Source organism: Mycobacterium sp. PSTR-4-N (assembly GCF_022348085.1).
Taxonomy (GTDB): Bacteria; Actinomycetota; Actinomycetes; order Mycobacteriales; family Mycobacteriaceae; genus Mycobacterium.
Genome location: NZ_JAKRFN010000001.1, coordinates 625,552 through 652,481, shown reverse-complemented (window position 1 = coordinate 652,481; position 26,930 = coordinate 625,552). Strand labels below are relative to the sequence as shown.

Below are 26,930 nucleotides of genomic sequence, written 5' to 3'. Positions count from 1 at the left end.
TGTTCCTACATGGAAGCTCTGCGCCGGCCGGGCGTTCGGATCGCCCTCGACGCGCCTCCGCCGCTGCCCGAGGCGACACCGGTCAGCCCGCTGGCCCGGTTGATGCCGATCGCGATGGTCGTCGCCGTGGTCGGCATGAGCGCGTTGTACCTGCGGTCGGGCGCATCGTCGTCACGCAGTCCGATGTTCCTCGTGCTTCCCGCGATGATGCTGGTCTCGGTGATCGGGATGCTGACCCACGGCGGTCGTGGCGGTGCCCGCACCGCCGAGATCAACTCCCAGCGGGCCGAGTATCTGCGTTACCTCGACACCATCGATGCCGCCCTGCAGGCCGGCGCCGCTGACCAGCACTCGTGGTCGCACCGCCACCACCCTGACCCCGCGGCGCTCTGGCCGCTCGCCGGCACGCAGCAGATGTGGCAGCGCGACGACACCCACCCCGAATTCCTCCAAGTGCGGCTGGGAATCGGTGACGCCGCTGCGACGACGTCGGTGGTCCTCCCCGATCTCGGGCCCGACGACGGCGCCGACCCGGTGACAGCCACGGCGGTGCGTGAACTCGCCACCCGACGGTTGTCAGTGCACGACGTGCCGGTGCTGGTGTCGTTGTTGCAGGCCAGAGCGGTGACCATCACCGGTGAGCCCAGCGCATGTCGTGCGGTGGTCCGGGCGCTCGTCTGCCAGGCTGCCATCGCCCATTCGCCCACGGTCCTCAGCATCGCGATCGCTTCGGGGGACAGCGCCGACTGGGACTGGCTGACATGGCTTCCGCACACTCGCTCGACCGACGCGGTGCGGCACCGGCTGGTCGTCGCCGACGGCGGTGCGCCACCGGTCGCGGACGGGGTGACCATCGTCCGCGTCCGTGCCGCACGCTCACCGGTCGTCGTGGACGCCGACGGCGTCGTGATACCCGCCCGTCACGACCTGCTCTCGCGACCGGAGGCACTCGCCTGCGCCCGCCGCGTGGCCCGCTGGTCGCCGCAGCGCGCATCGTCGCGCCGGGACGGTTGGCCAGCGCTGATGGGCATCGGTGATCCGGGCACCTTCGACCCGATCGCCCGGTGGTCGCAGCCCACCGGTGCGTCGCTGCGTGTGCCGATCGGGGTGGGGGAGGACGGATCGGTGGTCGAACTCGACATCAAGGAGGCCGCCGCCGGCGGCATGGGGCCGCACGGATTGTGCGTCGGGGCGACGGGCTCGGGCAAGTCGGAGTTCCTGCGCACCCTGGTGCTCGGCATGATCACCGCGCACCCGCCGGACGAGCTGAACCTCGTCCTGGTCGACTTCAAAGGCGGCGCAACGTTTCTCGGCCTTGAGACCGTCAACCACGTCTCGGCGGTCATCACCAACCTGGCGGACGAGGCACCGCTGGTGGCGAGGATGCGCGACGCGTTGTCCGGGGAGATCACCCGCAGACAGGAGCTGCTGCGCGCGGCGGGCAACCTCGCCGACCTCACCGCCTACCGCGATGCCCGCACCCGCGACCCCCTGCTGGCGCCGCTGCCGTCGCTGTTCGTCGTCATCGACGAGTTCTCCGAACTGCTCAGCCAGCATCCCGATTTCGCCGATCTGTTCGTCGCAGTGGGCCGGCTCGGTCGCTCCCTCGGTGTGCATCTGCTGCTGGCCAGTCAACGCCTCGACGAGGGCCGGCTGCGGGGACTCGAGGCGCACCTGTCCTACCGGGTCTGCCTGAAGACGTTCTCGGCGGCCGACTCTCGCGCCGTCCTCGGCGTGCCCGACGCTCACCAGCTTCCCGCCCGACCCGGCGCCGCGTTCCTCAAGACCGCCGCCGGGCAGCTGACCCGCTTCCAGGCGGCCTTCGTCTCCGGACAGGTGCCCGTCGCCGCGCCGATGTCGGAGAGCAGGCGCATCGTGGTCCGCCCTCTGACATCGGGGTGGGCGAATCCCGCGGAGCAGACGGAGCAGTCGCGGCCATTGCTGACGACCATGCTGGCTGCGCTGCGGGGATGCGGCCCCGCGGCGCACCGCGTGTGGTTGCCGCCGCTGCGCCGCTCCCCGCTCCTCGACGACCTGCTCGACGGATTCGAGCCGAGTGCACTGCGGGTGCCCATCGGTCTCATCGACCGCCCGTTCGAGCAGCGATACGAGCCGCTCGTCGTCGACCTGTCGGCAGCCGCGGGCAACGCCGCGATCGTCGGTGCGCCCCAGTCCGGCAAATCGACCGCGCTGCGGACGCTGGTGACCGCACTCGCCACCCATCACGATGCTGCGGCCGTGCAGTTCTACTGCCTGGACTTCGGCGGCGGAGCGCTGACCACGCTGCGGGACCTCCCACATGTCGGGTGCGTGGCCGGCCGGCACGAGGCTGATCTGTGCCGTCGCACCGTCGCCCACCTCGAAGCCGTCCTGCGCGCCCGAGAGGGTCGCTCCCCGGCCGGCAACGATCCGGACGTGTTCCTCGTCGTCGACGGATGGTCCACGGTACGCAGTGAATTCGAGGCGCTCGACGCCGCGATCACCGGACTCGCGACACGCGGGCTGTCCTACGGTGTGCACGTCGTGCTGGCTGCCTCTCGGTGGGCGGATCTCCGCCCCGCGCTCAAAGACCAGATCGGCACGCGGATAGAGCTGCGCCTCGGGGAACCCGCCGAGTCGGAGATGGATCGCCGCCGAGCTCGCGAGTTGAGCACCGCCCCAGCCGGGCGCGGCCTGACCCGCAGCGGTCACCAGATGGCGATCGCGGTGCCGGGCGCCGCCCACGTCCGCACCCACGCCGATGGGCAGCGTGCCCCGCGCGTCGAATTGCTGCCCACCACAGTGCATCACGACACGATCACCGCCCCGCCGCGTCCTCGTGGCCACGTGCTCGTCGGCCTCGGCGAACGTGAGCTCGGCGCCGTGACCCTCGATCTCGCCGAGCACCCGCATCTGCTGATCCTCGGCGACGGCGAATCCGGCAAGTCGGCCCTGCTGCGCACCCTGTGCACCGATCTGGTCCGATCGCACTCGCCGGCGGACGTGTCACTGGAGCTCGTCGACTATCGCCGGACACTGCTCGGCGTCGTCGAAAGCGGCCATCTCGCCGGCTATTCGGCGTCTCCGGTGGCGCTGGAAGCCCGACTGGGCGCACTGACCTCCCGGCTGACCGCACGTATGCCCGATGAACACGTCACCCAGCGCGAGCTGCGCACGCGGTCATGGTGGTCCGGGCCCGACATCTACGTCGTCGTCGACGACTACGACCTGGTGGCCGGAGCCACCGGCAATCCGCTCACTGCACTGGCCGATTTCCTGCCCCATGCCAAGGACCTCGGCCTGCACGTCGTGGTCGCCCGTCGATCCGGCGGTGCGGCCCGTGCGATGTTCGACCCGGTGCTGACGCGTCTGCGCGAGATGGGTTGCAGCGGCTTCCTGATGAGCGCCTCGCCGGAGGAGGGAACGCTACTGGGCAGCACCCGGCCTGCACCGCTGCCGCCCGGGCGGGGAGTGCTGTCGGTGCGCGGCCGCAGCGACGAGCTGGTCCAGGTGGGGTGGCTCGACCCGCCGTGACACCGGTTGTCGTCGAGGTCGGGCCGGTGACGGTGCGGGGGCCGGGCAGTCTGCCGGCGGGGTGGGCCGAGGCGGCCGTCGCGGGGCTGGGTGACCGGCTCACCGTGGTGGACGACCGCGTGGTCGAGGTGGCCCACGTGCTGCGTGACGTCCTCGTCACGGCGGCAGGCGGGCGGACGCGATCGCTGGCCGTGGTGGTGCCCAGCTGGTGGTCGGCCCGGTGGACGGCCACCGTCGCCGCTGCTGCCCGCACGGTTGCCGACGACGTCCGGCTGTATCGGCGAGGGCCGCTGCTCAGTGCTGCTCTGCAGGTGACAGTCGCGGAGATCGGCATCGACATCGTCGCGATCGCAGAACCGGGCCGGCCGGTGCGCGTGCACGGCCGCGACGTTGTTGCGCTGCCGGATTCGGCCCTGATCGATGTACCGCCCGGGGTCGTCATCCCGTCCTCCACCACCACCGACCGGTTCACTCGGCGAGACGACGTGGAGGCCGCGGTGAGCGAGACGCTGGCGAGGGCGCGGCGGCGAATCCGGCGACCTGCGACCGTCGCCCTGGCTGCTGCCGTGGCGACCGCGTGCCTGCTGCCGTGGGTGCCGCGGGACCGGGCACCGGGGCAGTGGAGAGTCCTCACCGAGGGCCGTGCCGCGATCGAGGTGCCTGCTGACTGGGCCGCGGAGCGCATCACATCGGGGCCGGGTTCGGCCAGGGTGCGGATCTCCGCCCCCGGCGGGCTCCCGGCGCTGCACCTCACGCAGTCTCTCGGGCCGCCCTCGCTCGGCGCCATCGCCGAATCTCTGCGCCGGGCAATGACGTCCGCTCCGGCGGAAGTGTTCGTCGACTTCCGCGCCGACGGTGCGGTCGGCGATCGCGCCGCGGTGACCTACCGCGAAGTGCGCGACGGCAGCCAGACACAGTGGGCGGTGGTCGGCGACGGCGAGGTCCGCATCGCGATCGGGTGCCAGAGCGCGCCCGGAGACGCCGACGCGCTCGCCACGGTGTGTGCCCGCGCGGTACTCAGCGCCCACGCCGTGCGCTGAGACGGAACCGATCGGCGGTCTGATGCGTCCAATCCTGTAGAGAGCCAATCGAACCGAACACCAAAGGAGGGTCTGCCATGCCGATCCCGTCAGGAGCCACCGGTGGGGCGCTCGCCACCGACTTCGACCTCATGGCCGCGGTGGCCGGCACAACCGATGCCCGTAACGAGGAGATCCGCGCCATGCTGGCCTCGTTCATCGGTCAGATGAGCAGTGTGCCCGCCTCGGTGTGGGGCGGCGTCGCGGCCGCCCGCTTCCGCGACGTGGTCGACCGCTGGAACGCCGAATCACTACGGCTGCACGCGGCGCTCCAGCGCATCGCCGAGACCATCCGCGACAACGAGCGCACCCTGCGCCACGTCACCGACAGCCACGCCCAGGCCATCGGTTCGGCGACCGCCCACCTCTAGGAGACTCCGACATGGACCCGATGCTGTCCTACGATTTCGCCGCGATCGAACACACGATCCGCCAGCAGATCCACGCGACCTCGGCTCGCTTCAACGCCGCGCTCGACGATCTGCGAACGCAGATCGCTCCGCTGCAACAGGTCTGGACCCGCGACGCCGCCGAGGCCTACCGGGTGGAACAGGCCAGATGGGAGCAGTCGGCGGCCGCGCTCAACGACATCTTGTTCCGGCTGGGCAATGCGGTGCGCGACGGCGCCGATGACGTGGCGGCCACCGATCGCAGCGCCGCCGCGGCCTGGGGTGCATGACGCACCCCACCACACGCTGTGCGACCCCCGCGAGGAGGGGAGCCGACCGGGGGTCGCACAGTTCTGGACCCTGCCGTCATGCCTGGTGGGATAAGGTGGTGGCCAGTGTGATGGCGGACACAAAGGATCGCCGCGTGGCAATGTCGAAGACAACGAACGGTCGGGCGGGCTCGCGCCCGTCTCCGGCGACCCTGCGTACCGTCCACGAACTGTTCATCGCCGGCGAGGTCGACGCTCGCGACCTGGATTCCTCGGTGCGGCCGGTCGTCGCGCAGAGCTGGGAGCGCAGTCTGGCCGTCGGCGTCGACCCTGATCTGAACGGCGCCCGGCCCGCTGAAGCCGTCGCCGCGATCGCGCGACTGCGCGACACGCACCCTCTGGCGCCGGCGCTGCCGGTCATCCGTCGGCTGCTGGTCAACGACGCGATCGATTCCGGTGTGGTGGTCGCGGTCAGCGCAGCCGATGGCACGTTGCTCTGGGTCGAGGGTGACCCGAACGCCTGCCGCCGGGCCGAGGCGATGAACTTCGTGCCCGGCGCCGACTGGAGCGAACGCGGCGCCGGCACCAACGCCCCGGGAACGGCACTGGCGCTGGACCGGGAACTGCAGATCCACGGCTCCGAGCATTTCTCCCGCATCGTGCAGCCGTGGAGCTGTACCGCAGCCCCCGTGCACGACCCGACCACCGGCGCTCTGCTCGGCGCGATCGACCTGACCGGTGACGCCCAGGTCGCGTCGTCGCAGACCCTGGCGCTGGTGCGGGCCACCGCCGTCGCGGTGGAGAACCATCTCGCACTGCTGCGGGTCGCCGGCATCGGCCCCGAACCCGCGGCGCGCAAACCGCACCTGGTGGTCCTGGGAGGGGATCGACCCCGCTGGGTGACCTCGGATGCGTACGGGCACCTGCAGGCCACCTACCTGACGGGCCGGCACGCCGACATCCTCGTGCTGCTGAGCAGGCACCCCGAAGGGTTGTCCGCCGACCACCTCGCGGTCCTGCTCGACGACAAGGACCTCGACGTCGTCACCGTGCGCGCGGAGATGTCGCGGCTGCGCAAGGTGATCGGCGCCGAAAACCTGGGCTCGCGGCCCTACCGGCTGCTGGCGCCGATCACCAGCGACGTCGGCGAGGTGTTCGACGCGCTCGATGCCGGCGACGTCGCGACCGCGCTGGACAGATATTCGGGACCGCTGTTGCGGCAGTCGGTGTCCCCGGCGGTGGCGCGCCTGCGCACCGCACTGTCGACCACACTGCGCGAGGCGGTGCTGGCCGAGAGTCGCCGGGGTCGCGCCGACCTGCTGCGGCGCTGGCTCGATCTGCCCGAGGGCCGCGACGACCGCGACGGCTGGCAGGCGCTGCGGGACTGCTCGGGGCTGAACGCCGTCGCGCGGGCGCAGGCGCGCGGGCATCTCGCCGGTATCGACTACGAACTCGGCTGACGTTCCGGCCGAGGTGCCGGTCGATGCAACCGTGCTGCAACGGTGATGCGCGTAGGTTGCGGTCAGGTCCAGTGACGCACACCACACGAGCAGGAGTTACCACCATGACTGTGTACGCCCGACCGGGGACCGACGGCTCGCTGATGTCGTTCAAACCCCGCTACGAGAACTTCATCGGCGGCCAGTGGGTGCCGCCGAAAGCGGGTCGCTACTTCGAGAACCCCACGCCGGTCACCGGTGAGGCGTTCACCGAGGTGCCGCGCTCCGACGAGTCCGACATCGAAGCCGCCCTCGACGCCGCGCACGCCGCCGCCCCCGCATGGGGCAAGACCTCGGCCGCCGAGCGCGCGGTGATCCTCAACAAGATCGCCGACCGCATCGAGGAGAACCTCGAGTCGATCGCGCTGGCCGAGTCCTGGGACAACGGCAAGCCGATCCGCGAGACGCTCAACGCCGACATCCCACTGGCCGTCGACCACTTCCGGTACTTCGCCGGATGCATTCGCGCGCAGGAGGGTTCGCTCTCGGAGGTCGACGACGACACCGTCGCCTACCACTTCCACGAGCCGCTCGGCGTCGTCGGCCAGATCATCCCGTGGAACTTCCCGATCCTGATGGCGACCTGGAAGCTCGCCCCGGCCCTGGCGGCGGGCAACGCGGTGGTGCTCAAGCCCGCCGAGCAGACTCCGGCGTCGATCCTCTACCTGTTCGAGGTCATCGGCGACCTGCTGCCCGCCGGTGTGGTCAACATCGTCAACGGGTTCGGCGTCGAGGCCGGCAAGCCGCTGGCGTCGAGCAACCGGATCTCCAAGATCGCGTTCACCGGCGAGACCACCACGGGCCGGCTGATCATGCAGTACGCCTCGCAGAACCTGATCCCCGTCACGCTCGAGCTCGGCGGCAAGAGCCCGAACATCTTCTTCAACGACGTGATGGCCGCGGCCGACAACTATCAGGACAAGGCGCTCGAGGGCTTCACGATGTTCGCCCTCAACCAGGGCGAGGTGTGCACCTGCCCCTCGCGTTCGCTGATCCAGGCCGACATCTACGACGAGTTCCTGGCGCTGGCCGCGATCCGTACGAAGGCCGTGCGTCAGGGAGATCCGCTCGACACCGAGACGATGATCGGCGCGCAGGCGTCCAATGATCAGCTCGAGAAGATCCTGTCGTACATCGAGATCGGCAAGAGCGAGGGCGCGCAGCTGGTCACCGGCGGTGAGCGCGCACAGCTCGGTGGCGATCTCAACGGCGGCTACTACGTGGCGCCGACGATCTTCACCGGCCACAACAAGATGCGGCTGTTCCAGGAGGAGATCTTCGGGCCCGTCGTCGCCGTCACCTCGTTCAACGATTACGACGAGGCGATCAGCATCGCCAACGACACGCTGTACGGCCTGGGTGCCGGGGTGTGGAGCCGCGACGGCAACACCGCCTACCGCGCCGGCCGCGACATCAAGGCGGGCCGCGTCTGGACGAACTGCTACCACCAGTACCCGGCGCATGCTGCGTTCGGCGGCTACAAGCAGTCCGGCATCGGCCGCGAGAACCACAAGATGATGCTCGACCACTACCAGCAGACCAAGAACTTGCTGGTCAGCTACAGCGACAAGGCGCTCGGCTTCTTCTAGACCGGCATCAGCCGGCAGGTCGGACCCCGGCGCGGAGAAATCCGTGCCGGGGTTTTTCCGGCTATCTTTTATGGTCGGATAACCGACCTTTAAAGCTCCCGAAACACGAGACGGATAGAGGTAGACGTCATGCCGCAGAGTGCGATGTTCGACCCGGCCGAAGGCCGACTGACGTGAGATTCCACCAACAGGTTTCGGGAACGACCTACAGCTTCCACGGGCTGGTCGACCTGCTGGCCAAAGCGACCCCGCTGCGGTCGGGCGATCAGCTGGCGGGGTGCGCCGCCGGCAGCGACGCCGAGCGTGCCGCAGCGGCCTGGGCGTTGGCCGATCTCTCGCTGGACGTGTTCCTCACCGAACTCGTCGTACCCTACGACACCGATGAGGTCACCCGGCTGATCATCGACAGCCATGAGCGACAGGCTTTTTCGGCGATCTCCCACCTCACCGTGGGCGGCCTGCGGGACTGGCTGCTCGACGCCGCGGCGCGTGACGACGGTGCGGCGCGGATCGCGGCGATCTCGCCCGGGCTCACCCCCGAGATGGTGGCGGCGGTCAGCAAGATCATGCGGAACCAGGATCTGATCGCGGTCGCCGCTGCGACCGAGGTCAGTTCCGCGTTCCGCACCACCGTCGGCGGCGCCGGCACGCTGGCCACCCGGCTGCAGCCCAACCACCCGACCGACGATCCGCGCGGCATCGCCGCCGCGGTCCTGGACGGGCTGCTGATGGGCTGTGGCGACGCCGTCATCGGCATCAACCCGGCGACCGACTCGCCCCACGCCACCGCCGACCTGCTCCACCTGCTCGACGCGATCCGCGCCCGCTACGACATCCCGGTGCAGTCGTGCGTGCTCTCGCACGTCACCACGACGATCGGTCTGATCGAGCAGGGTGTGCCCGTCGACCTGGTGTTCCAGTCCATCGCGGGCACCGAGGGCGCGAACACCGCATTCGGTGTCGACCTCGCGGTGCTGCGCGAAGGCAACGAGGCGGCCCGCTCACTCGGGCGCGGCACCGTCGGCGACAACGTGATGTACCTCGAGACCGGACAGGGTTCGGCGTTGAGCTCCGGTACCCATCTGGGCACCGGTGGCCGGCCCGTCGACCAGCAGACTCTGGAGGCGCGGGCCTACGCGGTGGCGCGGGATCTGCAACCGCTGCTGGTCAACACCGTGGTGGGGTTCATCGGTCCGGAGTACCTCTACGACGGCAAGCAGATCGTGCGTGCCGGTCTGGAAGACCACTTCTGCGGCAAACTGCTCGGGCTCCCGATGGGTGTCGACGTCTGCTACACCAATCACGCCGAGGCCGACCAGAACGACATGGACACGCTCCTCATGCTGCTCGCCGCGGCCGGGGTGGCTTTCGTCATCACCGTGCCGGGCGCCGATGACGTGATGCTCGGCTACCAGAGCCTGTCGTTCCACGACGTCCTGGTGACCCGACGCACGCTGGGGCTGCGGCCGGCGCCGGAGTTCGAGCACTGGTTGCAGTCGGTGGGCATGATGGACGACGCGGGCCGGGTGCTGCCGCTCGACGTCACCCGCTCGCCGCTGCGTGCCCTGGCCGCCGCGGAGACCTCATGAATTCGGTTGCCGCTCAGGCGTTCTGGGACGAGCTGCGCGCCACGACCCAGGCCCGGATCGGCTTGGGACGCGCGGGTGACGCCATGCCCAGCCGCGAGGTCCTCCAACTCGCTGCGGCGCATGCCGCGGCCCGCGATGCCGTGCACCATCCGCTGGACGTGGACGCGGTAGCAGCCCAGGTGCGTGTCGTCGGTATCGGAGAGCCCGCGGTGGTGTCGAGCCGCGCCAGCTCCCGCGCCGAGTATCTGCGCCGGCCGGACCTCGGCCGCCTGCCCGCCGACGTGTCGCACGTGCGGCGCACCGGCGCCGACATCGGCATCGTTCTCGCCGACGGCCTCTCACCCACCGCGTTGGCTCTGCACGGCCCGGCGTTGCTCGGCGCGCTGGTCACTGCGCTCGCGCCACGCCACACGCTGGCACCGCCGGTCATCGCGACCCAAGCCCGGGTGGCGCTCGGCGACCACATCGCCGTCGCGGCCGGCGTCCGGACGGTACTGGTCGTCATCGGGGAGCGCCCCGGCCTGAGTGTGGTGGACAGCCTGGGCATCTACCTGACGCACCTGCCGCGTCTGGGACGCACTGACGCCGAACGCAATTGCATCTCCAACATCCACCCGCCGGGCGGACTGGGCTACGTCGAGGCCGCACGTATCGCGGCCGGCCTGGTCGACGGCGCGGTGGCGTTGGGGCGTTCGGGCGTCGACCTCAAGGACACCTCGCGCGGGGTCGCGGTCGAGGGGGGCCGGACGGCGCTCGGGTGAGGGCCAAAGTCCCCTGTCGCGCAGTGCTTTCCTCCCGTGGGATGAAGGCATGACCGAGAACACGATGCGTGCCGCCGTTGTCCACCAGCTGGGTTCGCCGCTGACGATCGACGAGCTCGACCTGCCCAAGCCAGACGACGGCGAGGCCCTGGTCAAGCTCGAGACCTCCGGGGTGTGCCACACCGATCTGCACGCCGCACACGGTGATTGGCCGGTGAAGCCGACCCCGCCGTTCGTTCCCGGGCACGAGGGCTACGGCACCGTCGTGGCCGTCGGGAACGGAGTGGACGACCTCGAGGTCGGGGACAAGGTCGGCAACGCGTGGCTGTGGTCGGCATGCGGCCGATGCGAGTACTGCCGCACAGGCTGGGAGACGCTGTGCGAGCACCAACGCAACGGCGGCTACACCGTCAACGGCAGCTTCGGGTCCTACATGCTCGTCAACGCCGCGTACGCGGCACGCATCCCCGACGGAGTCGACCCGATCGAGGTGGCGCCGATCCTGTGCGCGGGCGTCACCGTCTACAAGGGGCTGAAGGTGACCGACACCCGGCCCGGACAGTGGGTGGCGATTTCGGGCATCGGCGGGCTCGGCCACGTGGCCGTGCAGTACGCGATCGCGATGGGGCTGCGTGTCGTCGCGATCGACGTCGACGATGCCAAGCTCGAACTGGCCACCCGGCTCGGCGCGGAGGTCGCCGTCAACGCCCGCACCGCCGACGTCGTCGCCGAGGTGCAGAAGGCCACCGGAGGAGCACACGGTGTTCTGGTCACCGCCGTGCACCCGGAGGCGTTCGGTCAGGCCATCGGGTTGGCGCGCCGCGGCGGCACGATCGTGTTCGTCGGGTTGCCGCCCGGGGACTTTCCCGCGTCGATCTTCGACATCGTGCTCAAGGGCCTCACCATCCGCGGATCGATCGTCGGAACGCGCCAGGACATGGTCGAGGCCATCGACTTCTTCGCCCGCGGCCTCATCCACCCGACCGTGCACACCGCCACGCTGGACGAGATCAACGACGTCTTCACCCGGATGGAGCAAGGGCGCATCGACGGCCGGGTGGTCATCGACTACCGCTGATCTCGCCGGGGGGTTTACTCGCAGACGGTTTTGAGCAATCTCACAGCGGAGACTCAGAAACCGAGGCGGGGAGCGCACCCATGTCCGAGCAATCCGAGGATTATCTGGCCCAACGGCAGCTGAAGACCGGGAGCGCGGGATGGCTGCTGCTCGCCGGTCTCGGTGTCGGCTACGTCGTCTCGGGGGACTACTCCGGCTGGAACTTCGGACTCGCCCAGGGTGGGTTCGGTGGCTTGGCGATCGCGGCGGTGATCATCGCCGCGATGTACCTGGCCCTGGTGCTCGGTATGGCGGAATTGTCGTCGGCGCTGCCCGCCGCAGGCGGCGGCTACACGTTCGCCCGCCGCGCGCTCGGGCCGTGGGGCGGGTTCGCCACCGGCACCGCGATTCTCATCGAGTACTCGATCGCCCCCGCCGCCATCGCCACGTTCATCGGCGCCTACGTCGAATCACTGAACCTGTTCGGCATCAGCAACGGCTGGTGGGTCTACCTGGCGGTCTACGCCATCTTCATCGGTATCCACCTGGCCGGGGTCGGCGAAGCCCTGAAGGTGATGTTCGTGATCACGGCCGTGGCGCTGGTCGGTCTGGTGGTGTTCGCGATCGCGGCGGTGGGGCGCTTCGATGCGGCCAACCTCACCGACATCCGGTCACCGACGCCGCCGGAGCGTCGTCGGTGTTGCCGTTCGGCTACCTCGGCGTCTGGGCGGCGCTGCCGTTCGCGATCTGGTTCTTCCTGGCCATCGAAGGTGTGCCGCTGGCGGCCGAGGAAGCGACCCGGCCGGAGCGCAACGTGCCGCGCGGGATCATCGCGGCGATGGGCGTGCTGCTGGTCACCTGCGTGACCGTGCTGGTACTGGTTCCCGGCGTCGGGGGCGCCGAGGCGATGTCGCAATCGGGCAACCCGCTGGTCGAGGCTCTCGGCAGCACGACCGCGGCCACAGTCGTGAACTACATCGGCCTCGCCGGTCTGATCGCGAGCTTCTTCTCGATCATCTACGCGTACTCGCGGCAGCTGTTCGCGCTGTCGCGGGCCGGCTACCTGCCGACTGCACTGTCGGTGACCAACCGGCGCAAGGCGCCGACGTTGGCGCTGATCGTGCCCGGGCTCATCGGTTTCGCGCTGTCGCTGACCGGGCAGGGCGATCTCCTGCTCAACATGGCGGTGTTCGGGGCCGCGCTGAGCTACGTGCTGATGATGGTCAGCCACATCGTGCTGCGGCGGCGCGAACCCGACATGGCCCGTCCCTACCGGACGCCCGGGGGCACGGTCACGACGGGTTTCGCACTGGTCATCGCCTCGCTCGCGGTGATCGCCACGTTCCTGGTCAACGTCGTCGCCGCGCTGTGCTGCCTGGGCGTGTTCGCCCTGTTCATGCTGTACTTCGCGGTCTACAGCCGGAAGCGGCTGGTGTCGAACTCTCCCGACGAGGAGTTCGCGATGGTCGCCGCGGCCGAGGACACCCTGTCCTGACCGTTTTGACCTGCGACGACGGCCGCGGGTAAGCTGCGTCGTTGGCGTGCGCTGCGCTTGCCGGAACCTCGGGTCTCCGTCGGTCGCCGAGGCAACGAGAGCGTACGCCTGACCGGCACCCGGAACCCCGGGATCCACGCGAGAAGAAACAGAGGTAGCGCTGTGCCCACGTACACGCCGAAGGCGGGTGACACCACGCGCACGTGGTACGTCATCGACGCCACCGACGTGGTCCTCGGCCGGCTCGCCGTCGAAGCAGCCAAGCTGCTGCGCGGCAAGCACAAGCCGACGTTCACGCCGAATGTCGACGGCGGTGACTTCGTCATCGTCATCAACGCCGACAAGGTCGCCATCAGCGGCGACAAACTGACCAAGAAGTTCGCCTACCGCCACTCGGGTTATCCCGGCGGTCTGCGCAAGCGCTCCATCGGCGAACTGCTGCTCAAGCACCCGACCCGGGTCGTGGAGAACGCGATCGTCGGCATGCTGCCGCACACCAAGCTCAGCCGTCAGGTGCAGAAGAAGCTGAAGGTGTACGCCGGCCCGAACCATCCGCACGCCGCGCAGCAGCCGATTCCGTTCGAGATCAAGCAGGTGGCCCAGTGACCGAACCCGAGTACACGACCGAGAGCGTCGAAGCGGACGTCATGACCGAGGCGCAAGACGCCCCGCGTGAGCCCGTGATCATCGACCGTCCGATCCAGACCGTCGGCCGCCGCAAGGAGGCCGTCGTCCGCGTCCGCCTGGTGCCCGGCACCGGCCAGTTCCATCTGGACGGCCGCACGCTGGAGAACTACTTCCCGAACAAGGTGCACCAGCAGCTCATCAAGGCGCCGCTGGTGACCGTCGACCGGCTGGAGCAGTTCGACGTCTATGCCCACCTCGACGGTGGCGGCCCGTCGGGTCAGGCCGGCGCGCTGCGCCTGGCCATCGCCAGGGCGCTCATCCTGGTCCAGCCCGAGGATCGTCCCGCGCTCAAGCGTGCCGGCTTCCTCACGCGTGACCCGCGCGCCATCGAGCGCAAGAAGTACGGTCTGAAGAAGGCCCGCAAGGCGCCTCAGTACAGCAAGCGCTGATCAGTCCGCTCGCAGGCGCCCGGTTGCTCTTCGGAGCGGCCGGGCGCCTGTCTTTGCCGTGTGAGCGTCCGCGGGGCATTAGGGTGCTCGCAGAATCGTGTGAGAGGTTGTCACCATGGCTCGACTGTTCGGCACCGACGGAGTGCGCGGCGTCGCCAACCAGGACCTGACCGCCGAGCTGGCGCTGGCACTGGGCGCGGCGGCGGCGCGCCGGTTGACCAGGTCCCATTCCGCGGGGCGGCGGTTGGCCGTCGTGGGGCGCGATCCCCGGGCCAGCGGCGAGATGCTCGAGGCGGCGGTGATCGCGGGCGTGACCAGCGAGGGCGTGGACGCGCTGCGCGTCGGTGTGCTGCCCACCCCGGCGGTGGCCTTCCTGACCGCTGCCTATGACGCCGAGTTCGGCGTGATGATCTCCGCCTCCCACAATCCGATGCCCGACAACGGCATCAAGATCTTCGGCCCCGGTGGGCACAAGCTCGATGACGACACCGAGGACCGCATCGAGGAGCTGGTGCGCCAGGGTCCCGGCGAGCGACCGACCGGCTCCGGGGTGGGCCGCGTGATCGACGCCGAGGATGCGCTGGAGCGCTACATCACTCACGTCGAAACGGCCGCGCGCGCACGACTCGACGGGCTGACCGTCGTCGTCGACTGTGCACACGGGGCGGCCTCGGCCGCGGCTCCGCTGGCCTACCGGGCCGCGGGGGCCAACGTGATCCCGATCAACGCCGATCCCGACGGGTTGAACATCAACGACGGCTGCGGCTCCACCCACATGGATTCGCTGCGCTCGGCCGTCGTGTCCTACGGGGCGGATCTCGGCCTGGCCCACGACGGCGACGCGGATCGCTGCCTGGCCGTCGACGCGCACGGGCGCGTCATCGACGGGGACGCCATCATGGTCGTGCTTGCGCTGGCCATGCGGGACTCCGCCGAGCTGACACGCAACACGCTGGTCACCACGGTGATGAGCAACATGGGATTGCACCTGGCCATGCGGGAGGCCGGCATCGAGGTCCGCACCACCGGGGTGGGGGACCGCTATGTCCTCGAGGAATTGCGCGCCGGAGCGTACGCACTGGGCGGGGAACAGTCCGGCCACGTCGTGCTGCCGGCGTTCGGCACCACCGGCGACGGCATCGTGACCGGGCTGCTGCTGATGGCCCGGATGGCGCAGACCGGCCGCTCCCTGGCCGACCTCGCGGCGCCGATGCAGACGCTGCCGCAGGTGTTGATCAATGTCGCCGTGGCCGACAAGGCGACGGTCGCCGATGCCCCCTCGGTGCGTGACACCGTCGCCGAGGTCGAGGCGCAGCTGGGTGACACCGGCCGAATCCTGTTGCGTCCCTCCGGAACCGAGCAGGTGGTACGGGTGATGGTGGAAGCCGCCGACGAGGACACCGCACGCCAGCTCGCGGCGCGGGTCGCGCAGTCGGTCAGCGCCGAGTCCTGAGGGCAGGGAACCGCTGCGTCGTCCCGTGCGTCGAAATGAAGTATGGGGAGCACAGGTGTCGACGTCGCCGCGCTGCGCGCGGCCGCGCGGGAGTACGAGCGGGCCGCCGAGATGGTCGATCGATCGGTGCGAGACCATCTGTGCCATCTGGCCTTCGGTGCCTCGACGGCCGGACGGGCGTACGTCGCCCACGGTGAGGCGCTGCAGGCCGCGCTGCGGAGCCTGACGAGTTCGGTGTCGGAGTGGTCCCGCGCGGCCGGTGAGATCGCGACGGCCCTCGACGTCTCGGTCGACCGGTATGTCGACGCCGACGAGCGTGTCGCCGAGCGGGTGGGGTAGTGGCCGACACGTCCGACGTGCCCGGCCGGTTGGCGCAGGGCCGCCCGGCGGTCGAGGCGATGTCGGAGTATGTGTGGGCGGCTCATCAGATGGGGTTCACCGACCCCGATCTGACGTTGCATCCGGGGCAGATGCGTGACTGGTACGGCACCGAAGACGGGATGGATTTGGTTGTGCTGCAGCGTGATTGTGCAGCCCTCGATGCCGCGGTGCGCGCGACGCGGGAGGCGCTGGCCATCCAGGAAGATCAGGCCGGGGTGGTGTCGGGCGCCTGGTACGGCTCAGGCGCGCAGGCGGCGCGGCAGTTCCTGCACCGCCACGGCGTGGCGTCGGCGTCCGTCGCCGAGGCCCTCGCCGGCGCGGCCGCGACTCTGCGCCGCACCGTCGAGCAGTTGTGGCGCGCGGTGGATGCCAAGGTCGAGACGACCGTCGCCATCGAGTCCGAAGTCGGTGCGGCCCGCGAGCAATGGTTGACGGCCGCCACCACGGTCACCTCAGGGGTGGGTGACCGCGTCGCGGCGGCCGAACTGGTCGACACCGCGGTGAAACCGTTCGTGCAGAACAGGATCGGCGCGGAATGGCTCACCGCCGTGCAGGCCACCGGCGCGAGCGTGGCGGAGGCCTACCGTGCTGCCACCGCCGAGATCGGCGGCCGCGCCCCGGCCGTGTTCGAGATCCCCGGCGCGCTCGGTCCGACTCCACCCACCATGCCGATCGCACCGGCGCCGCCGGCCCCACCCGCTGTGCCGGCACCTGCCGCTGCGGCGCCCGCAGCAACGGCGCCCGCGGCATGGACAGCGCCCGTTCCGTCGCCCGCCCCGCCGCCTGCGACCCCGCTGCCGCCTGACCCGTCACCTACGACCCCGCTGCCGGCCGCTGCGCCGCCGCCGCTCGCACCGCCGGCGGCGCCGCTGTCGGATCTCGGTGGCGGTGGCGGAGGGGCGATACCGGCTGTGGGACAACGGTTCGCCGACGCCCTGAGTGGATTGCTGGGCGGTGGCACCGGAGACGAGGCCGTGGGTGGTGCGATCGACCCGCCGGTCGACATCGACCCACCTGAGCCGCCCGAGCACGACGACGACGAAGTGGAGGACGACTCCGAGGACGGCGAAGCAGAGGACGAACCCGAAGACGACGAAACGGACGAGGCCCCGGACGACGAGCCGGCAGAGGAACCCGAGGCCGAGCCGGGCGCAGAGGAGCCAGAACCCGAGGCTGCCACGCCCCCGGCGCCCACGCCCCCGCCGCCGCCTGCCGAAGCACTGCCGCCCCCACCGCCGGCCGATGAGCGCACACCCTGTGACATCGCCGCCGACGAGGTGCCGCAGGTCGGCCCGCCGCCGGCTACCGGGCCAGGTGGCGGCTGATCACCAGGCGTTGAATCTGGTTGGTGCCCTCGAAGATCTGCGTGATCTTCGCCTCGCGCATGAACCGCTCGACCCGGTAGTCACGGGTGTAGCCCGCGCCGCCGAGCACCTGCACGGCATCGGTGGTGACTTTCATCGCGGCGTCGGTGGCGATCAGCTTCGCGACCGACGCCTGCCGCGAGTAGGTCAGCCCGGCGTCGCGGCGTCGGGCCGCATCGAGGTAGGTGGCCCGCGCCGAGTCGACCGCGGCGGCCATGTCGGCCAACACGAACGCCAGCCCCTGATGGTCGATGATCTTGCGGCCGAACGTCGTTCGCTCCTGGCTGTAGACGACCGCCGCATCGAGTGCCGCCTGCGCCAGCCCGACGGCGACGGCCGCGATGCCGAGCCGTCCGGCATCGAGCGCGCTGAACGCGATCTGCAGACCCTGACCCTCGGCGCCGATCCGCCGATCAGCGTCGAGAAATGCACCGTCGTAATGGGCGGCGGTGGTGGGCACGGCATGCAGGCCCATCTTCTCCTCGGGCCTGCCGAAGGTCAGGCCGTCGAGGTCGCCCGGCACCAGGAAGCACGAGATGCCTTGTGAGCCTTCGCCGGTGCGGGCGAACAGCGTGTAGAAGTCGGCGACTCCGCCGTGGGTGATCCACGCCTTCTCGCCGGTGATGCGGTAGCCGCCGTCCGCGGCGGTCGCCCGGCAGGTGAGCGCGGCCGCGTCCGAGCCCGCCTGGGGTTCGGAGAGGCTGTAGGCGCCGATCGTAGACCCGCCCAGCATGTCGGGCAGCCAGCGCGAACGCTGCTCGTCGGTGCCGAAGGTCATCAGTGGGTGGCAGGACAGACCGTGCACGCTCACGGCGACTGCGACGGCCGCCCATCGCGCGGCGAGTTCCTCGAGCACCTGCAGGTAGACCTCGTAGGGCTGACCGCCGCCGCCCCATTCCTCGGGATACGGGAGGCTGAGGAGCCCCGCCTCCCCGAGCGTGGCGAACACGCCGTCGGGGTAGCTCTCGTCCTTCTCGTGCTGGTCGACGACGGGGTCCAGCACTTTGTCCGCGATCGTGCACGCGAGATCGATGAGGTCGCGGGCCTCGTCGGTGGGCAGCAGCCGATCCACTGGCATACGTGGGACAGTACTACAGGACCAAGTGCAGTACTATCGGCTCGATGAGCACGCCGACATTCGCCACTGCGCGGCGCTCCGAGCTCTTCGATGCCCTGGTCTCGCTGTTGCTGGCCGAGGGCTTCGCACATCTGACGCTCGACGACATCGCCGCACGGCTGCGCTGCTCGAAATCGACCCTCTACACGCTGGCCGCCAGCAAGGAACAGCTGGTCACGGCCGCCACCGTGCACTTCTTCCGCACGGCGACCGATTCCGTGGAAGAACGCGTCGCCACCGCCGACGGTGCCCGCGAGCGCGTCACCGCGTATCTGCACGCGGTGGGCGAGGCACTCGATCCGGCGTCAGATCAATTCATGGCCGATCTGGACGCCTTCGCCCCGGCGCGCGACATCTACGAGCGGAACACCCGCATCGCGGCACGGCGGGTGCAGGAGTTGATCGCGGCGGGGGTGGCAGCCGGCGAATTCCGGGATGTGCACGCCGCGTTCGCGGGGGAGCTCGTCGCGACGATGATGGTGCGCATCCAGCAGCGCGCGGTCCGCGACCGCGCCGGGCTCGACGACGCGGCGGCCTACCGCGAGCTCGCCGCGATCCTCACCAGCGGAATCCAGGCGTGATCAGTTCGCCAGGTCGAACGCCTTGAGAACCTTCGTCGGGGTGACGCGGACCAGCAGTTCGCCCGGCACGCCGTTGCGTCGGCCGAACTCCTCGGCGCGCTCGGCTCCCATGTACCGTCCGCCGATGCGGGTGGCGAAGGCACGCACCTCGTCGACATCCTCGCTCGTCGTCGCGGTGCCCTGCACCTGGACGAAGGAGAACGGGGGCCGGTCGTCGTCGCAGCACAGCACCACCCGCGGATCGCGCGCCAGCGCGCGGCCCTTGGCGGTGTCCTTGCCGGTGTTGAAGACGAGCTGGCCGTCGTCGACCACGAACCACACCGGGGCGACGAGCGGCCGGCCGTCGGCGGCGACGTATCCCAGCTTCGCCGTTCGCGTGCCGTGGGACAGAAACGCGATCACGTCGTCGGTCAGCTCGGTCATAGCAGCGACTGTAATTCCTCCACGAAGGCGACGGACTCGCGTCGGTCACCGGTCAACGGATGCACCAGCAGGGTCGTGACGCCGGCCTCGGCGAACGCCGCCACTCGCTCGGCGACGAAGCCGCGCGGCCCCACCAGTGACACCTTGCGCACCAGGTCGTCGGGCACCGCGTCGATCGCCTCGGCCTTCTTGCCGGCAAGGTAGAGATCCTGGATGTGATCGGCCACCTCGCCGAAGCCGTAGCGCGTCGCGAGGTTGTGGTAGAAATTGCGGCCGCGGGCGCCCATCCCGCCGATGTAGAGCGCCAATTGCGGTTTCGCCCAAGCCAATCGGTCCTCGACGGCATCGCCGATCGCCAGGCTCGCGCTGACCATCACGTCGAGCGGGCCCAGTTCCGGATCGCGTCGGGCCGCACCGGCGCGCAGCGCTGCACCCCACACGTCGTCGGCTTTCTCCGGATAGAAGAAGACCGGCTGCCACCCCTCGGCGATTTCGGCCGTCAGCTCGACGTTCTTGGGGCCGAGGGCCGCGATGGTGATCGGAATACGTTCGCGGACAGGCTGATTGATGATCTTCAGTGGCTTGCCCAGCCCGGTGCCGCGGTCGGGCGGCAACGGCACCTGGTAATGCTTGCCCTCATGGGTGAGGCGCTCGCGCCGCCACACCTGCCGGCAGATCTCGACGACCTCGCGGGTGCGTCCGAGCGGCGCGTCGAACGGCACACCGTGGAAGCCTTCGACCACCTGCGGTCCCGAGGTGCCCAGTCCGAGGCGGAACCGGCCGTCGGAGACGTAGTCCAGTCCGGCGGCCGTCATCGCCATCAGCGCCGGGGTGCGGGTGTAGATCGGCACCACGCCGGTGCCGAGCTCGATGCGCGAGGTGCGCGCGGCCAGGAACCCGAGCTGGCTGATCGCGTCGTAGGAGTAGGCCTCGGGCACCAGCGCGATGCCGATGCCGATCTTCTCGAGTTCGACGACCTCGTCGACCGCCTCGAGGAACCCACCCGCGTAGTTGAGGAAGATGCCCGTGCGCATGCCCTAGATACTCACACGATCACGGTTTGAGGAGCGCAACCACCTTGTTCTCGAGGTCCACCGGATCGTCGGCGAAGGGGTCCATGATCTGCGTCTTCGGCAGCGCCCCGTCGGGGTCGGCAAAGGCGCGGTAGGGCCCCTTGTCCTTCTCGCCGGCCAGCATGTGCAGCAAGTAGCCCGTCATCAGGGCCCGCACGATCCGCTGGGTGCCCTTGTCGGCCCCGGGAAGCCCGACGGCCGTCGCGAGGCGTCTGCCCTCGACCAGCCCGCCGGCTTTCGTCTTCGACGTGGACCGCAGCGTGGCCGGCTTCCAGGCGCGGGCCAGCTCCACGGCGTTGGAGCGCAGCGTCATGGGGTCGCCCGGATCGGCGAGGATCAGCCCCGGCACCGTCAGTCCCGCGGCCGGCTTCTCGGCGGGCGGGCTGCTGACCAGGGGATACGCAGCGACGACGGCCTTGACCTTGCTCGGCATCCCGGCGGCCGCGAACACCGCTGCCGACGCGCCGAACCCGTGGCCGGCGACGCCGAGCTTGCCCGGATGCACGCTGATGTCACCGCCGCCCAGTCGCACGCCGGCGATGATGTCCAGCGCGGTGCCCAGGTCGTATGCCAGTGACAGCACCGACGGCGCGAGTGACGTCTCGGTGTCGGGCGCCGCCGCGACGATGCCCCACGACGCCAGGTGCTCCAGCGTCCCGCGGTAGCGCCCGGCGGATGTGATCCAGTCGTGGCCGAACGCCACACCCGGCAGGTTCTTCCCGCTCGCCGGGGTGTAGACGATGCCGGGCAACCCGGCAAAGGCCAGGTCACCGCACAAAACCTTGTGCGGCCCGCGGCGGGTCAACGCGCGGAAGAGCTTCTTCGTGCTGGCCACCCGACGACCGTATCCCACCCGGCATCCCGACCGGCAGACGACGTCGTCTGCCGTACCCTGGTTGGCTATGTGCGGAATCGTCGGCTACGTGGGGCAGCGCCCCGCCTGCGACATCGTCGTCGACGCGCTGCGGCGGATGGAGTACCGCGGCTACGACTCCTCGGGAGTGGCGCTGCTCGACGGGCGTGGTGGGCTGACGGTGCAGCGCAAGGCGGGCCGGTTGGCGAATCTGGAGGCGGCGCTGGCCGAGCAGGGTCGCGAGAATCTGGTCGGGTCGACGGGGGTTGGGCACACCCGCTGGGCCACCCACGGACGGCCGACCGACCGCAACGCCCACCCGCACCGCGACGCCACCGGCAAGGTCGCCGTCGTGCACAACGGCATCATCGAGAACTTCACGGCGCTGCGCGCGGAGCTGGAAACCGCCGGTGTCGAGTTCGCCAGCGACACCGACACCGAGGTGGCTGTGCACCTGGTGGCCCGCGAGTACGACGCGGGCGAGCACGCCGGTGATTTCCCGGCGGCGGTGCTGGCGGTGCTGCGCCGGTTGGAAGGCCACTTCACGCTCGTGTTCGCCCACGCCGACGATCCCGGCACGATCGTGGCGGCCCGGCGGTCCACGCCGCTGGTGGTCGGGGTCGGCGAGGGCGAGATGTTCGTCGGCTCCGACGTCGCGGCCTTCATCGAGCACACCCGCGAGGCGGTCGAGCTGGGGCAGGACCAGGCCGTCGTGGTCACCGCCGACGGATACCGCATCACCGACTTCGACGGCCGCGAGACCCAGGACTACCGCGCGTTCCACATTGACTGGGACACCTCGGCCGCCGAGAAGGGCGGCTACGACTACTTCATGCTCAAGGAGATCGCCGAGCAGCCCTCGGCGGTGGCGGACACCCTGCTGGGTCATTTCGCCGACAACCGCATCGTCCTCGACGAGCAGCGCCTCTCCGATCAGGAACTGCGCGACGTCGACAAGGTGTTCGTGGTGGCCTGTGGCACGGCGTATCACTCGGGGCTGCTGGCCAAGTACGCGATCGAGCACTGGACCCGGCTGCCCGTCGAGGTCGAGCTGGCCAGCGAGTTCCGCTACCGCGATCCGGTGCTGGACAGCCACACCCTGGTCGTGGCCATCTCGCAGTCCGGGGAGACCGCGGACACCCTCGAGGCGGTGCGCCACGCCAAGGAACAGAAGGCCAAGGTGCTCGCGGTGTGCAACACCAACGGCAGCCAGATTCCGCGCGAATGCGACGCGGTGCTCTACACCCGCGCCGGCCCGGAGGTCGGGGTGGCCTCGACCAAGACGTTCCTGGCGCAGATCGCGGCGAACTATCTGGTCGGCCTCGCGTTGGCGCAGGCGCGCGGCACGAAGTACCCCGACGAGGTGGCTCGTGAGTATCGCGATCTGGAGGCCATGCCCGAGCTGATCTCCCGGGTGCTGGCCTCCAGCGAGCCGGTCAGGGCGCTGGCCACCCGGTTCGCGGCCGCGCAGACGGTGCTTTTCCTGGGCCGCCACGTCGGCTACCCGGTGGCGCTCGAAGGTGCGCTCAAGCTCAAGGAGCTGGCCTACATGCACGCCGAAGGGTTCGCCGCCGGTGAGCTCAAGCACGGTCCGATCGCGCTGATCGAAGACGATCTACCGGTCATCGTGGTCATGCCGTCGCCGAAGAACTCGGCGACCCTGCATGCCAAGCTGCTGTCGAACATCCGGGAGATCCAGGCCCGCGGCGCGGTCACGATCGTGATCGCCGAAGAGGGCGACGACACCGTCGCGCCGTATGCCGACCATCTGATCGAGATCCCGGCCGTCTCCACGCTGATGCAGCCGCTGCTCTCGACCATCCCCATGCAGCTGTTCTCCGCCGGTGTCGCCCAGGCCCGCGGCTACGACGTCGACAAGCCCCGCAACCTCGCGAAGTCGGTTACCGTCGAGTAACCTTCTGACCAGCGCGATTATGACTCTCCTGTCAATTTAAGGAAGAATTAAGGGCGCTCTGTTAACGCCGTCCTCCCCGGGACCGATAAACCGAGTAACAACCGTTCTGCAAGCAGCGGTCGCCGGAGCCACGCGCCCGGCGCACGACGGAAATCCCCGTCACTGCGGCCCACTGCCGCATGAAATACAGGCACGCACGGTCTTCACGGCTGTGCGCTGGTGCCTGTCCGACCCTCGGGGGCACAGGATGAACGTGCAAGAACATCACCGCGGCCGCTTCGTGGTCCGCCCGCAGCGCGACGGCACGACGGTCGTCCTGCAGGTCGAGGGCGACCTCGACGTGCTCACCGCACCCACCCTGGGCACGCACCTCGACGTCGCTCTCTCCGATTCCCTGACGTTGTTGATCGTCGACATCACCGGTGTCGGCTTCCTGTCGTCAGCCGGTATCAGCATGCTGGTCGAGACCCATCGCCTCACCGAGAAGGCGGGTATCTCACTGCGCGTCGTCGCTGAAGGACCCGCGACCGCCCGCCCACTGCGGATGATGAAGATCGACGAGATCATCGACCTCTACCCGACGCTGTCGGACGCCCGCAGCGGCACGAAAGCGCAGTAGCCGCACGACGTACCGTGGGGCGATGCGGCACTACTACTCCGCCCAGCAGATCCGCGACGCCGAGGCACCGCTGCTCGACGCATTGCCCGACGGCGTGCTCATGCGCAGGGCCGCCTTCGGGCTCGCCACCGCGATCGTCCGCGAGCTCGGTGCGGTGTCCGGCAAGACGGTCTGCGCCGTGGTCGGTTCCGGGGACAACGGCGGTGACGCGCTGTGGGCCGCCACGTTCCTGCGACGCCGCGGTGCGGGCGCGTCAGCGGTGCTGTTGAACCCCGACCGAGCGCACGCCGCGGCGCTGGCCGCCTTTCGCAGAGCCGGCGGTCGCATCGTCGAAAAGGTGCCGCCGGCAACCGATCTCGTGATCGACGGGGTGGTGGGTATCGGTGCCACCGGACCGCTGCGCCCCGCCGCGGCGGAGGTGTTCGCCGGCACCGACGCGCCGGTGGTGGCGGTCGACATCCCCAGCGGGGTCGACGTCGCGACCGGCGCCGCCGACGGTCCGCATGTCAGCGCTGCCGTCACGGTCACGTTCGGTGGCCTCAAACCAGTGCACGCGCTGGGGCCATGCGGCCGTGTGGAACTCGTCGACATCGGCCTCGATCTGCCCGCCGCCGACATCCGGGGATTCGAGGCCGCGGACGTGGCCGCCCGCTGGCCGGTGCCGGGCCGCAGCGACGACAAGTACACCCAGGGCGTGACCGGTGTGATGGCCGGTTCCGCGACGTATCCGGGCGCGGCGATCCTGTGCACCGGGGCAGCCGTGGCCGCTCACTCCGGCATGGTTCGCTACGCGGGAACTGCTGCGGCCGAGGTGGTTTCGCACTGGCCCGAGGTGATCGCGACGAAGGACTTCACCAGCGCCGGACGTGTGCAGGCGTGGGTCGTCGGCCCCGGCCTGGGTACCGACGCAGCCGGTGAGGCCGCGCTGGCCTTCGCACTCGGCACCGACCTGCCCGTGCTCGTCGACGCCGATGGTCTGACGATCCTGTCGACCCATCCCGATCTCGTCGCCGGCCGGGACGCCCCGACCGTGCTGACCCCGCACGCCGGCGAGTTCGCGCGCCTGGCGGGCCACCCGCCGGGCGATGGTCGCGTCGCCGCCGCCCGCGGGCTGGCCGACCGGCTCGGTGTCACCGTTCTGCTCAAGGGCAACGTGACCGTCATCGCCGAACCGGACGGCCCGACCTATCTCAACGTCGCAGGACAGGCGTGGGCGGCGACCGCGGGTTCCGGTGACGTGCTCTCCGGGGTCATCGGGGCGCTCCTGGCCGCGGGTCTGCCGCCCGGTGAGGCCGCCGCCGCAGCCGCGTTCGTGCACGCGCGCGCCGCCGACCTCGCCGCCCGCGATCCCGGGCCCGCACCCGCGCCGACGTCGTCCTCGCGCATCCTCGCTCATCTGCGAACGGCGCTCGGCTCGATCCTCTAGAAAGGACCACATGCCCAACGTCTCGCGCCACTCCTCGCTGACCCCCGCGTATTGCGGCCGCCTGTCGACCTCCCCGATCCCGGCGCTGCGCCTGCCCGACGAGTCGATGGATCCCGAGCAGACCTACCGCTTCATCCACGACGAACTGATGCTCGACGGCAGCTCCCGGCTGAACCTGGCGACCTTCGTCACCACGTGGATGGACCCCGAGGCCGGGCAGCTGATGTCGGAGACGTTCGACAAGAACATGATCGATAAGGACGAGTACCCGGTCACGGCCGCGATCGAGCAGCGCTGTGTGTGCATGGTGGCCGACCTGTTCCACGCCGAGAACCTGCGCGACGACGATCCGTCCAGCGCGATCGGCGTGTCGACGGTGGGCTCCAGCGAGGCGGTGATGCTCGCCGGCCTGGCGCTCAAGTGGCGGTGGCGGCAGAAGCTCGAGGCGGCCGGGCAGGACTGGAAGGGCCGCACGCCGAATCTGGTGATGGGATCCAACGTCCAGGTGGTGTGGGAGAAGTTCTGCCGCTACTTCGACGTCGAGGCGCGGTACCTACCGATGGACCACGGCCGCTACGTGATCACCCCGGAGCAGGTGCTCGACGAGGTCGACGAGAACACGATCGGCGTGGTGGCGATCCTGGGCACCACGTTCACCGGCGAGCTGGAACCCGTCGGCGACATCTGCGCCGCACTCGACGGGTTGGCCGCCGACAAGGGCCTCGACATCCCGGTGCACGTCGACGCGGCCAGCGGCGGCTTCGTGGTGCCGTTCGTGCATCCGGACCTGGTGTGGGACTTCCGGTTGCCGCGGGTGGTGTCGATCAACGTCAGCGGGCACAAGTACGGGCTGACCTATCCCGGCATCGGCTTCGTCGTGTGGCGCAACGCCGACCACCTGCCCGAAGAACTGGTGTTCCGCGTGAACTACCTCGGCGGGGACATGCCGACGTTCACGCTGAACTTCTCCCGGCCCGGCAACCAGGTCGTCGGGCAGTACTACAACTTCCTGCGGCTGGGCCGCGACGGCTACGCCACCGTGATGCACTGCCTGTCCGACACCGCGCAGTGGCTGGCGCGGGAGCTGGCCGCGATGGATGTCTTCGAGGTGATCTCCGACGGGTCGGCCATCCCGGTGGTGGCGTTCACGCTGGTCGAGGACACGCAATTCACGGTGTTCGACGTGTCGGCGCTGCTGCGCAGCTACGGCTGGCAGGTGCCGGCCTACACCATGCCCGACAACGCCACCGACGTCGCGGTACTGCGCATCGTGGTGCGGGAAGGGTTCTCGGCGAACCTGGCCCGCGCGCTGCGCGACGACATCGTCGAGGTGCTCGAGAAGCTCAACCGCACCGGCGTGGGCGGGTTCTCCGACGAGGCTCACTTCGCCCACTGACCCACCGCCGGCA

At 69.9% G+C, this 26,930-nt stretch carries 23 protein-coding genes and 1 pseudogene; 20 read left to right on the top strand and 4 right to left on the bottom strand.

Annotated features, from left to right (window positions below):
- The first annotated feature begins 9 nt into the window (after positions 1-9).
- From eccCa to MHN84_RS03030, 15 genes and pseudogenes are all read left to right on the top strand, one after another.
- Entirely contained in the window at positions 10-3,513 is a 3,504-nt protein-coding gene (gene eccCa, locus MHN84_RS03100) for a type VII secretion protein EccCa (RefSeq protein WP_241203148.1), read from the top strand.
- Entirely contained in the window at positions 3,510-4,553 is a 1,044-nt protein-coding gene (locus tag MHN84_RS03095; protein ID WP_241203147.1) for a type VII secretion-associated protein, read from the top strand. Before eccCa ends, MHN84_RS03095 begins: the two co-directional genes overlap by 4 nt.
- 77 nt (positions 4,554-4,630) lie before the next feature.
- Positions 4,631-4,963: a WXG100 family type VII secretion target gene (locus MHN84_RS03090; protein WP_241203146.1), complete on the top strand. Its 333-nt coding sequence runs from the start codon at positions 4,631-4,633 to the stop codon at positions 4,961-4,963.
- Between the two features lie 11 nt (positions 4,964-4,974).
- A complete protein-coding gene (locus tag MHN84_RS03085) occupies positions 4,975-5,271 on the top strand; it encodes a WXG100 family type VII secretion target (protein WP_241203145.1) in 297 nt (98 codons plus the stop codon).
- A gap of 140 nt (positions 5,272-5,411) precedes the next feature.
- On the top strand, positions 5,412-6,710 hold the full coding sequence (locus MHN84_RS03080) for a GAF domain-containing protein (RefSeq protein ID WP_241203144.1): 1,299 nt from the start codon (positions 5,412-5,414) through the stop codon (positions 6,708-6,710).
- Positions 6,711-6,814: 104 nt separating this feature from the next.
- A complete protein-coding gene (gene adh / locus MHN84_RS03075) occupies positions 6,815-8,338 on the top strand; it encodes an aldehyde dehydrogenase (RefSeq protein ID WP_241203143.1) in 1,524 nt (507 codons plus the stop codon).
- Positions 8,339-8,511: 173 nt separating this feature from the next.
- Positions 8,512-9,927: an ethanolamine ammonia-lyase subunit EutB gene (locus MHN84_RS03070; RefSeq protein WP_241203142.1), complete on the top strand. Its 1,416-nt coding sequence runs from the start codon at positions 8,512-8,514 to the stop codon at positions 9,925-9,927.
- Positions 9,924-10,688 (top strand): ethanolamine ammonia-lyase subunit EutC, encoded by a 765-nt coding sequence (gene eutC, locus MHN84_RS03065; RefSeq protein ID WP_241203141.1) that lies wholly within the window; start codon positions 9,924-9,926, stop codon positions 10,686-10,688. The genes MHN84_RS03070 and eutC overlap by 4 nt, the downstream gene beginning before the upstream one ends.
- A 49-nt stretch (positions 10,689-10,737) precedes the next feature.
- Positions 10,738-11,766: an alcohol dehydrogenase AdhP gene (gene adhP / locus MHN84_RS03060; RefSeq protein WP_241203140.1), complete on the top strand. Its 1,029-nt coding sequence runs from the start codon at positions 10,738-10,740 to the stop codon at positions 11,764-11,766.
- 80 nt (positions 11,767-11,846) lie between these two features.
- Positions 11,847-13,240 (top strand): annotated as a pseudogene (gene eat / locus MHN84_RS03055) (ethanolamine permease).
- 162 nt (positions 13,241-13,402) lie between these two features.
- Positions 13,403-13,846 (top strand): 50S ribosomal protein L13, encoded by a 444-nt coding sequence (rplM, locus tag MHN84_RS03050; protein ID WP_241203139.1) that lies wholly within the window; start codon positions 13,403-13,405, stop codon positions 13,844-13,846.
- A gap of 41 nt (positions 13,847-13,887) precedes the next feature.
- Positions 13,888-14,316, top strand: a complete 429-nt coding sequence (gene rpsI / locus MHN84_RS03045) for a 30S ribosomal protein S9 (protein ID WP_241203211.1) — start codon at positions 13,888-13,890, stop codon at positions 14,314-14,316.
- Positions 14,317-14,431: 115 nt separating this feature from the next.
- Complete coding sequence (gene glmM, locus MHN84_RS03040; RefSeq protein ID WP_241203138.1) at positions 14,432-15,769, top strand: phosphoglucosamine mutase; 1,338 nt, start codon at positions 14,432-14,434, stop codon at positions 15,767-15,769.
- Positions 15,770-15,811: 42 nt separating this feature from the next.
- Positions 15,812-16,108 carry a type VII secretion target gene (locus MHN84_RS03035; protein WP_241203137.1) on the top strand — a complete coding sequence of 99 codons (297 nt, stop codon included), beginning with the start codon at positions 15,812-15,814 and terminating at the stop codon, positions 16,106-16,108.
- A complete protein-coding gene (locus tag MHN84_RS03030; protein WP_241203136.1) occupies positions 16,108-17,475 on the top strand; it encodes a hypothetical protein in 1,368 nt (455 codons plus the stop codon). Before MHN84_RS03035 ends, MHN84_RS03030 begins: the two co-directional genes overlap by 1 nt.
- Here the strand turns inward: MHN84_RS03030 and MHN84_RS03025 are convergent.
- On the bottom strand, positions 17,453-18,592 hold the full coding sequence (locus MHN84_RS03025; RefSeq protein WP_241203135.1) for an acyl-CoA dehydrogenase family protein: 1,140 nt from the start codon (positions 18,590-18,592) through the stop codon (positions 17,453-17,455). The two genes, MHN84_RS03030 and MHN84_RS03025, sit on opposite strands and share 23 nt — an antisense overlap.
- Positions 18,593-18,636: 44 nt before the next feature.
- On the opposite strand from MHN84_RS03025, the gene MHN84_RS03020 reads away from it, so the two are divergent.
- Positions 18,637-19,212: a TetR/AcrR family transcriptional regulator gene (locus tag MHN84_RS03020; RefSeq protein WP_241203134.1), complete on the top strand. Its 576-nt coding sequence runs from the start codon at positions 18,637-18,639 to the stop codon at positions 19,210-19,212.
- On the opposite strand, the gene MHN84_RS03015 is transcribed toward MHN84_RS03020, so the two are convergent.
- The 3 genes from MHN84_RS03015 to MHN84_RS03005 are packed head-to-tail and all read right to left on the bottom strand — an operon-like array spanning position 19,213 to position 21,543.
- The gene (locus MHN84_RS03015; RefSeq protein ID WP_241203133.1) at positions 19,213-19,635 is read right to left on the bottom strand and encodes a PPOX class F420-dependent oxidoreductase; all 423 of its coding nucleotides are present in this window, start codon (positions 19,633-19,635) and stop codon (positions 19,213-19,215) included. It lies immediately after the preceding gene.
- Entirely contained in the window at positions 19,632-20,669 is a 1,038-nt protein-coding gene (locus MHN84_RS03010; protein ID WP_241203132.1) for an LLM class F420-dependent oxidoreductase, read from the bottom strand. Before MHN84_RS03010 ends, MHN84_RS03015 begins: the two co-directional genes overlap by 4 nt.
- A 19-nt stretch (positions 20,670-20,688) precedes the next feature.
- Positions 20,689-21,543 carry a dienelactone hydrolase family protein gene (locus tag MHN84_RS03005; RefSeq protein WP_241203131.1) on the bottom strand — a complete coding sequence of 285 codons (855 nt, stop codon included), beginning with the start codon at positions 21,541-21,543 and terminating at the stop codon, positions 20,689-20,691.
- 67 nt (positions 21,544-21,610) lie between these two features.
- Here MHN84_RS03005 and glmS point away from each other — a divergent pair, with 67 nt between their 5' ends.
- From glmS to MHN84_RS02985, 4 genes are all read left to right on the top strand, one after another.
- The gene (gene glmS / locus MHN84_RS03000; RefSeq protein WP_241203130.1) at positions 21,611-23,476 is read left to right on the top strand and encodes a glutamine--fructose-6-phosphate transaminase (isomerizing); all 1,866 of its coding nucleotides are present in this window, start codon (positions 21,611-21,613) and stop codon (positions 23,474-23,476) included.
- A gap of 247 nt (positions 23,477-23,723) precedes the next feature.
- Positions 23,724-24,095, top strand: a complete 372-nt coding sequence (locus MHN84_RS02995; RefSeq protein WP_241203129.1) for an STAS domain-containing protein — start codon at positions 23,724-23,726, stop codon at positions 24,093-24,095.
- 22 nt (positions 24,096-24,117) lie between these two features.
- Positions 24,118-25,521: an NAD(P)H-hydrate dehydratase gene (locus MHN84_RS02990; RefSeq protein ID WP_241203128.1), complete on the top strand. Its 1,404-nt coding sequence runs from the start codon at positions 24,118-24,120 to the stop codon at positions 25,519-25,521.
- A 10-nt stretch (positions 25,522-25,531) separates the two neighbouring features.
- Entirely contained in the window at positions 25,532-26,917 is a 1,386-nt protein-coding gene (locus MHN84_RS02985; RefSeq protein ID WP_241203127.1) for a glutamate decarboxylase, read from the top strand.
- Positions 26,918-26,930 lie beyond the last annotated feature (13 nt).

What these genes read in the sequence shown, in the direction of transcription:
- eccCa (WP_241203148.1), top strand. Translation starts at nt 10, where the DNA reads ATGGAAGCTCTGCGCCGGCCGGGCGTTCGGATCGCCCTCGACGCGCCT.
- MHN84_RS03090 (WP_241203146.1), top strand. Translation starts at nt 4,631, where the DNA reads ATGCCGATCCCGTCAGGAGCCACCGGTGGGGCGCTCGCCACCGACTTC.
- MHN84_RS03085 (WP_241203145.1), top strand. Translation starts at nt 4,975, where the DNA reads ATGGACCCGATGCTGTCCTACGATTTCGCCGCGATCGAACACACGATC.
- MHN84_RS03080 (WP_241203144.1), top strand. Translation starts at nt 5,412, where the DNA reads ATGTCGAAGACAACGAACGGTCGGGCGGGCTCGCGCCCGTCTCCGGCG.
- adh (WP_241203143.1), top strand. Translation starts at nt 6,815, where the DNA reads ATGACTGTGTACGCCCGACCGGGGACCGACGGCTCGCTGATGTCGTTC.
- eutC (WP_241203141.1), top strand. Translation starts at nt 9,924, where the DNA reads ATGAATTCGGTTGCCGCTCAGGCGTTCTGGGACGAGCTGCGCGCCACG.
- adhP (WP_241203140.1), top strand. Translation starts at nt 10,738, where the DNA reads ATGACCGAGAACACGATGCGTGCCGCCGTTGTCCACCAGCTGGGTTCG.
- rpsI (WP_241203211.1), top strand. Translation starts at nt 13,888, where the DNA reads ATGACCGAGGCGCAAGACGCCCCGCGTGAGCCCGTGATCATCGACCGT.
- glmM (WP_241203138.1), top strand. Translation starts at nt 14,432, where the DNA reads ATGGCTCGACTGTTCGGCACCGACGGAGTGCGCGGCGTCGCCAACCAG.
- MHN84_RS03035 (WP_241203137.1), top strand. Translation starts at nt 15,812, where the DNA reads ATGGGGAGCACAGGTGTCGACGTCGCCGCGCTGCGCGCGGCCGCGCGG.
- MHN84_RS03025 (WP_241203135.1), bottom strand. Translation starts at nt 18,592, where the DNA reads ATGCCAGTGGATCGGCTGCTGCCCACCGACGAGGCCCGCGACCTCATC.
- MHN84_RS03020 (WP_241203134.1), top strand. Translation starts at nt 18,637, where the DNA reads ATGAGCACGCCGACATTCGCCACTGCGCGGCGCTCCGAGCTCTTCGAT.
- MHN84_RS03015 (WP_241203133.1), bottom strand. Translation starts at nt 19,635, where the DNA reads ATGACCGAGCTGACCGACGACGTGATCGCGTTTCTGTCCCACGGCACG.
- MHN84_RS03010 (WP_241203132.1), bottom strand. Translation starts at nt 20,669, where the DNA reads ATGCGCACGGGCATCTTCCTCAACTACGCGGGTGGGTTCCTCGAGGCG.
- glmS (WP_241203130.1), top strand. Translation starts at nt 21,611, where the DNA reads ATGTGCGGAATCGTCGGCTACGTGGGGCAGCGCCCCGCCTGCGACATC.
- MHN84_RS02995 (WP_241203129.1), top strand. Translation starts at nt 23,724, where the DNA reads ATGAACGTGCAAGAACATCACCGCGGCCGCTTCGTGGTCCGCCCGCAG.
- MHN84_RS02990 (WP_241203128.1), top strand. Translation starts at nt 24,118, where the DNA reads ATGCGGCACTACTACTCCGCCCAGCAGATCCGCGACGCCGAGGCACCG.
- MHN84_RS02985 (WP_241203127.1), top strand. Translation starts at nt 25,532, where the DNA reads ATGCCCAACGTCTCGCGCCACTCCTCGCTGACCCCCGCGTATTGCGGC.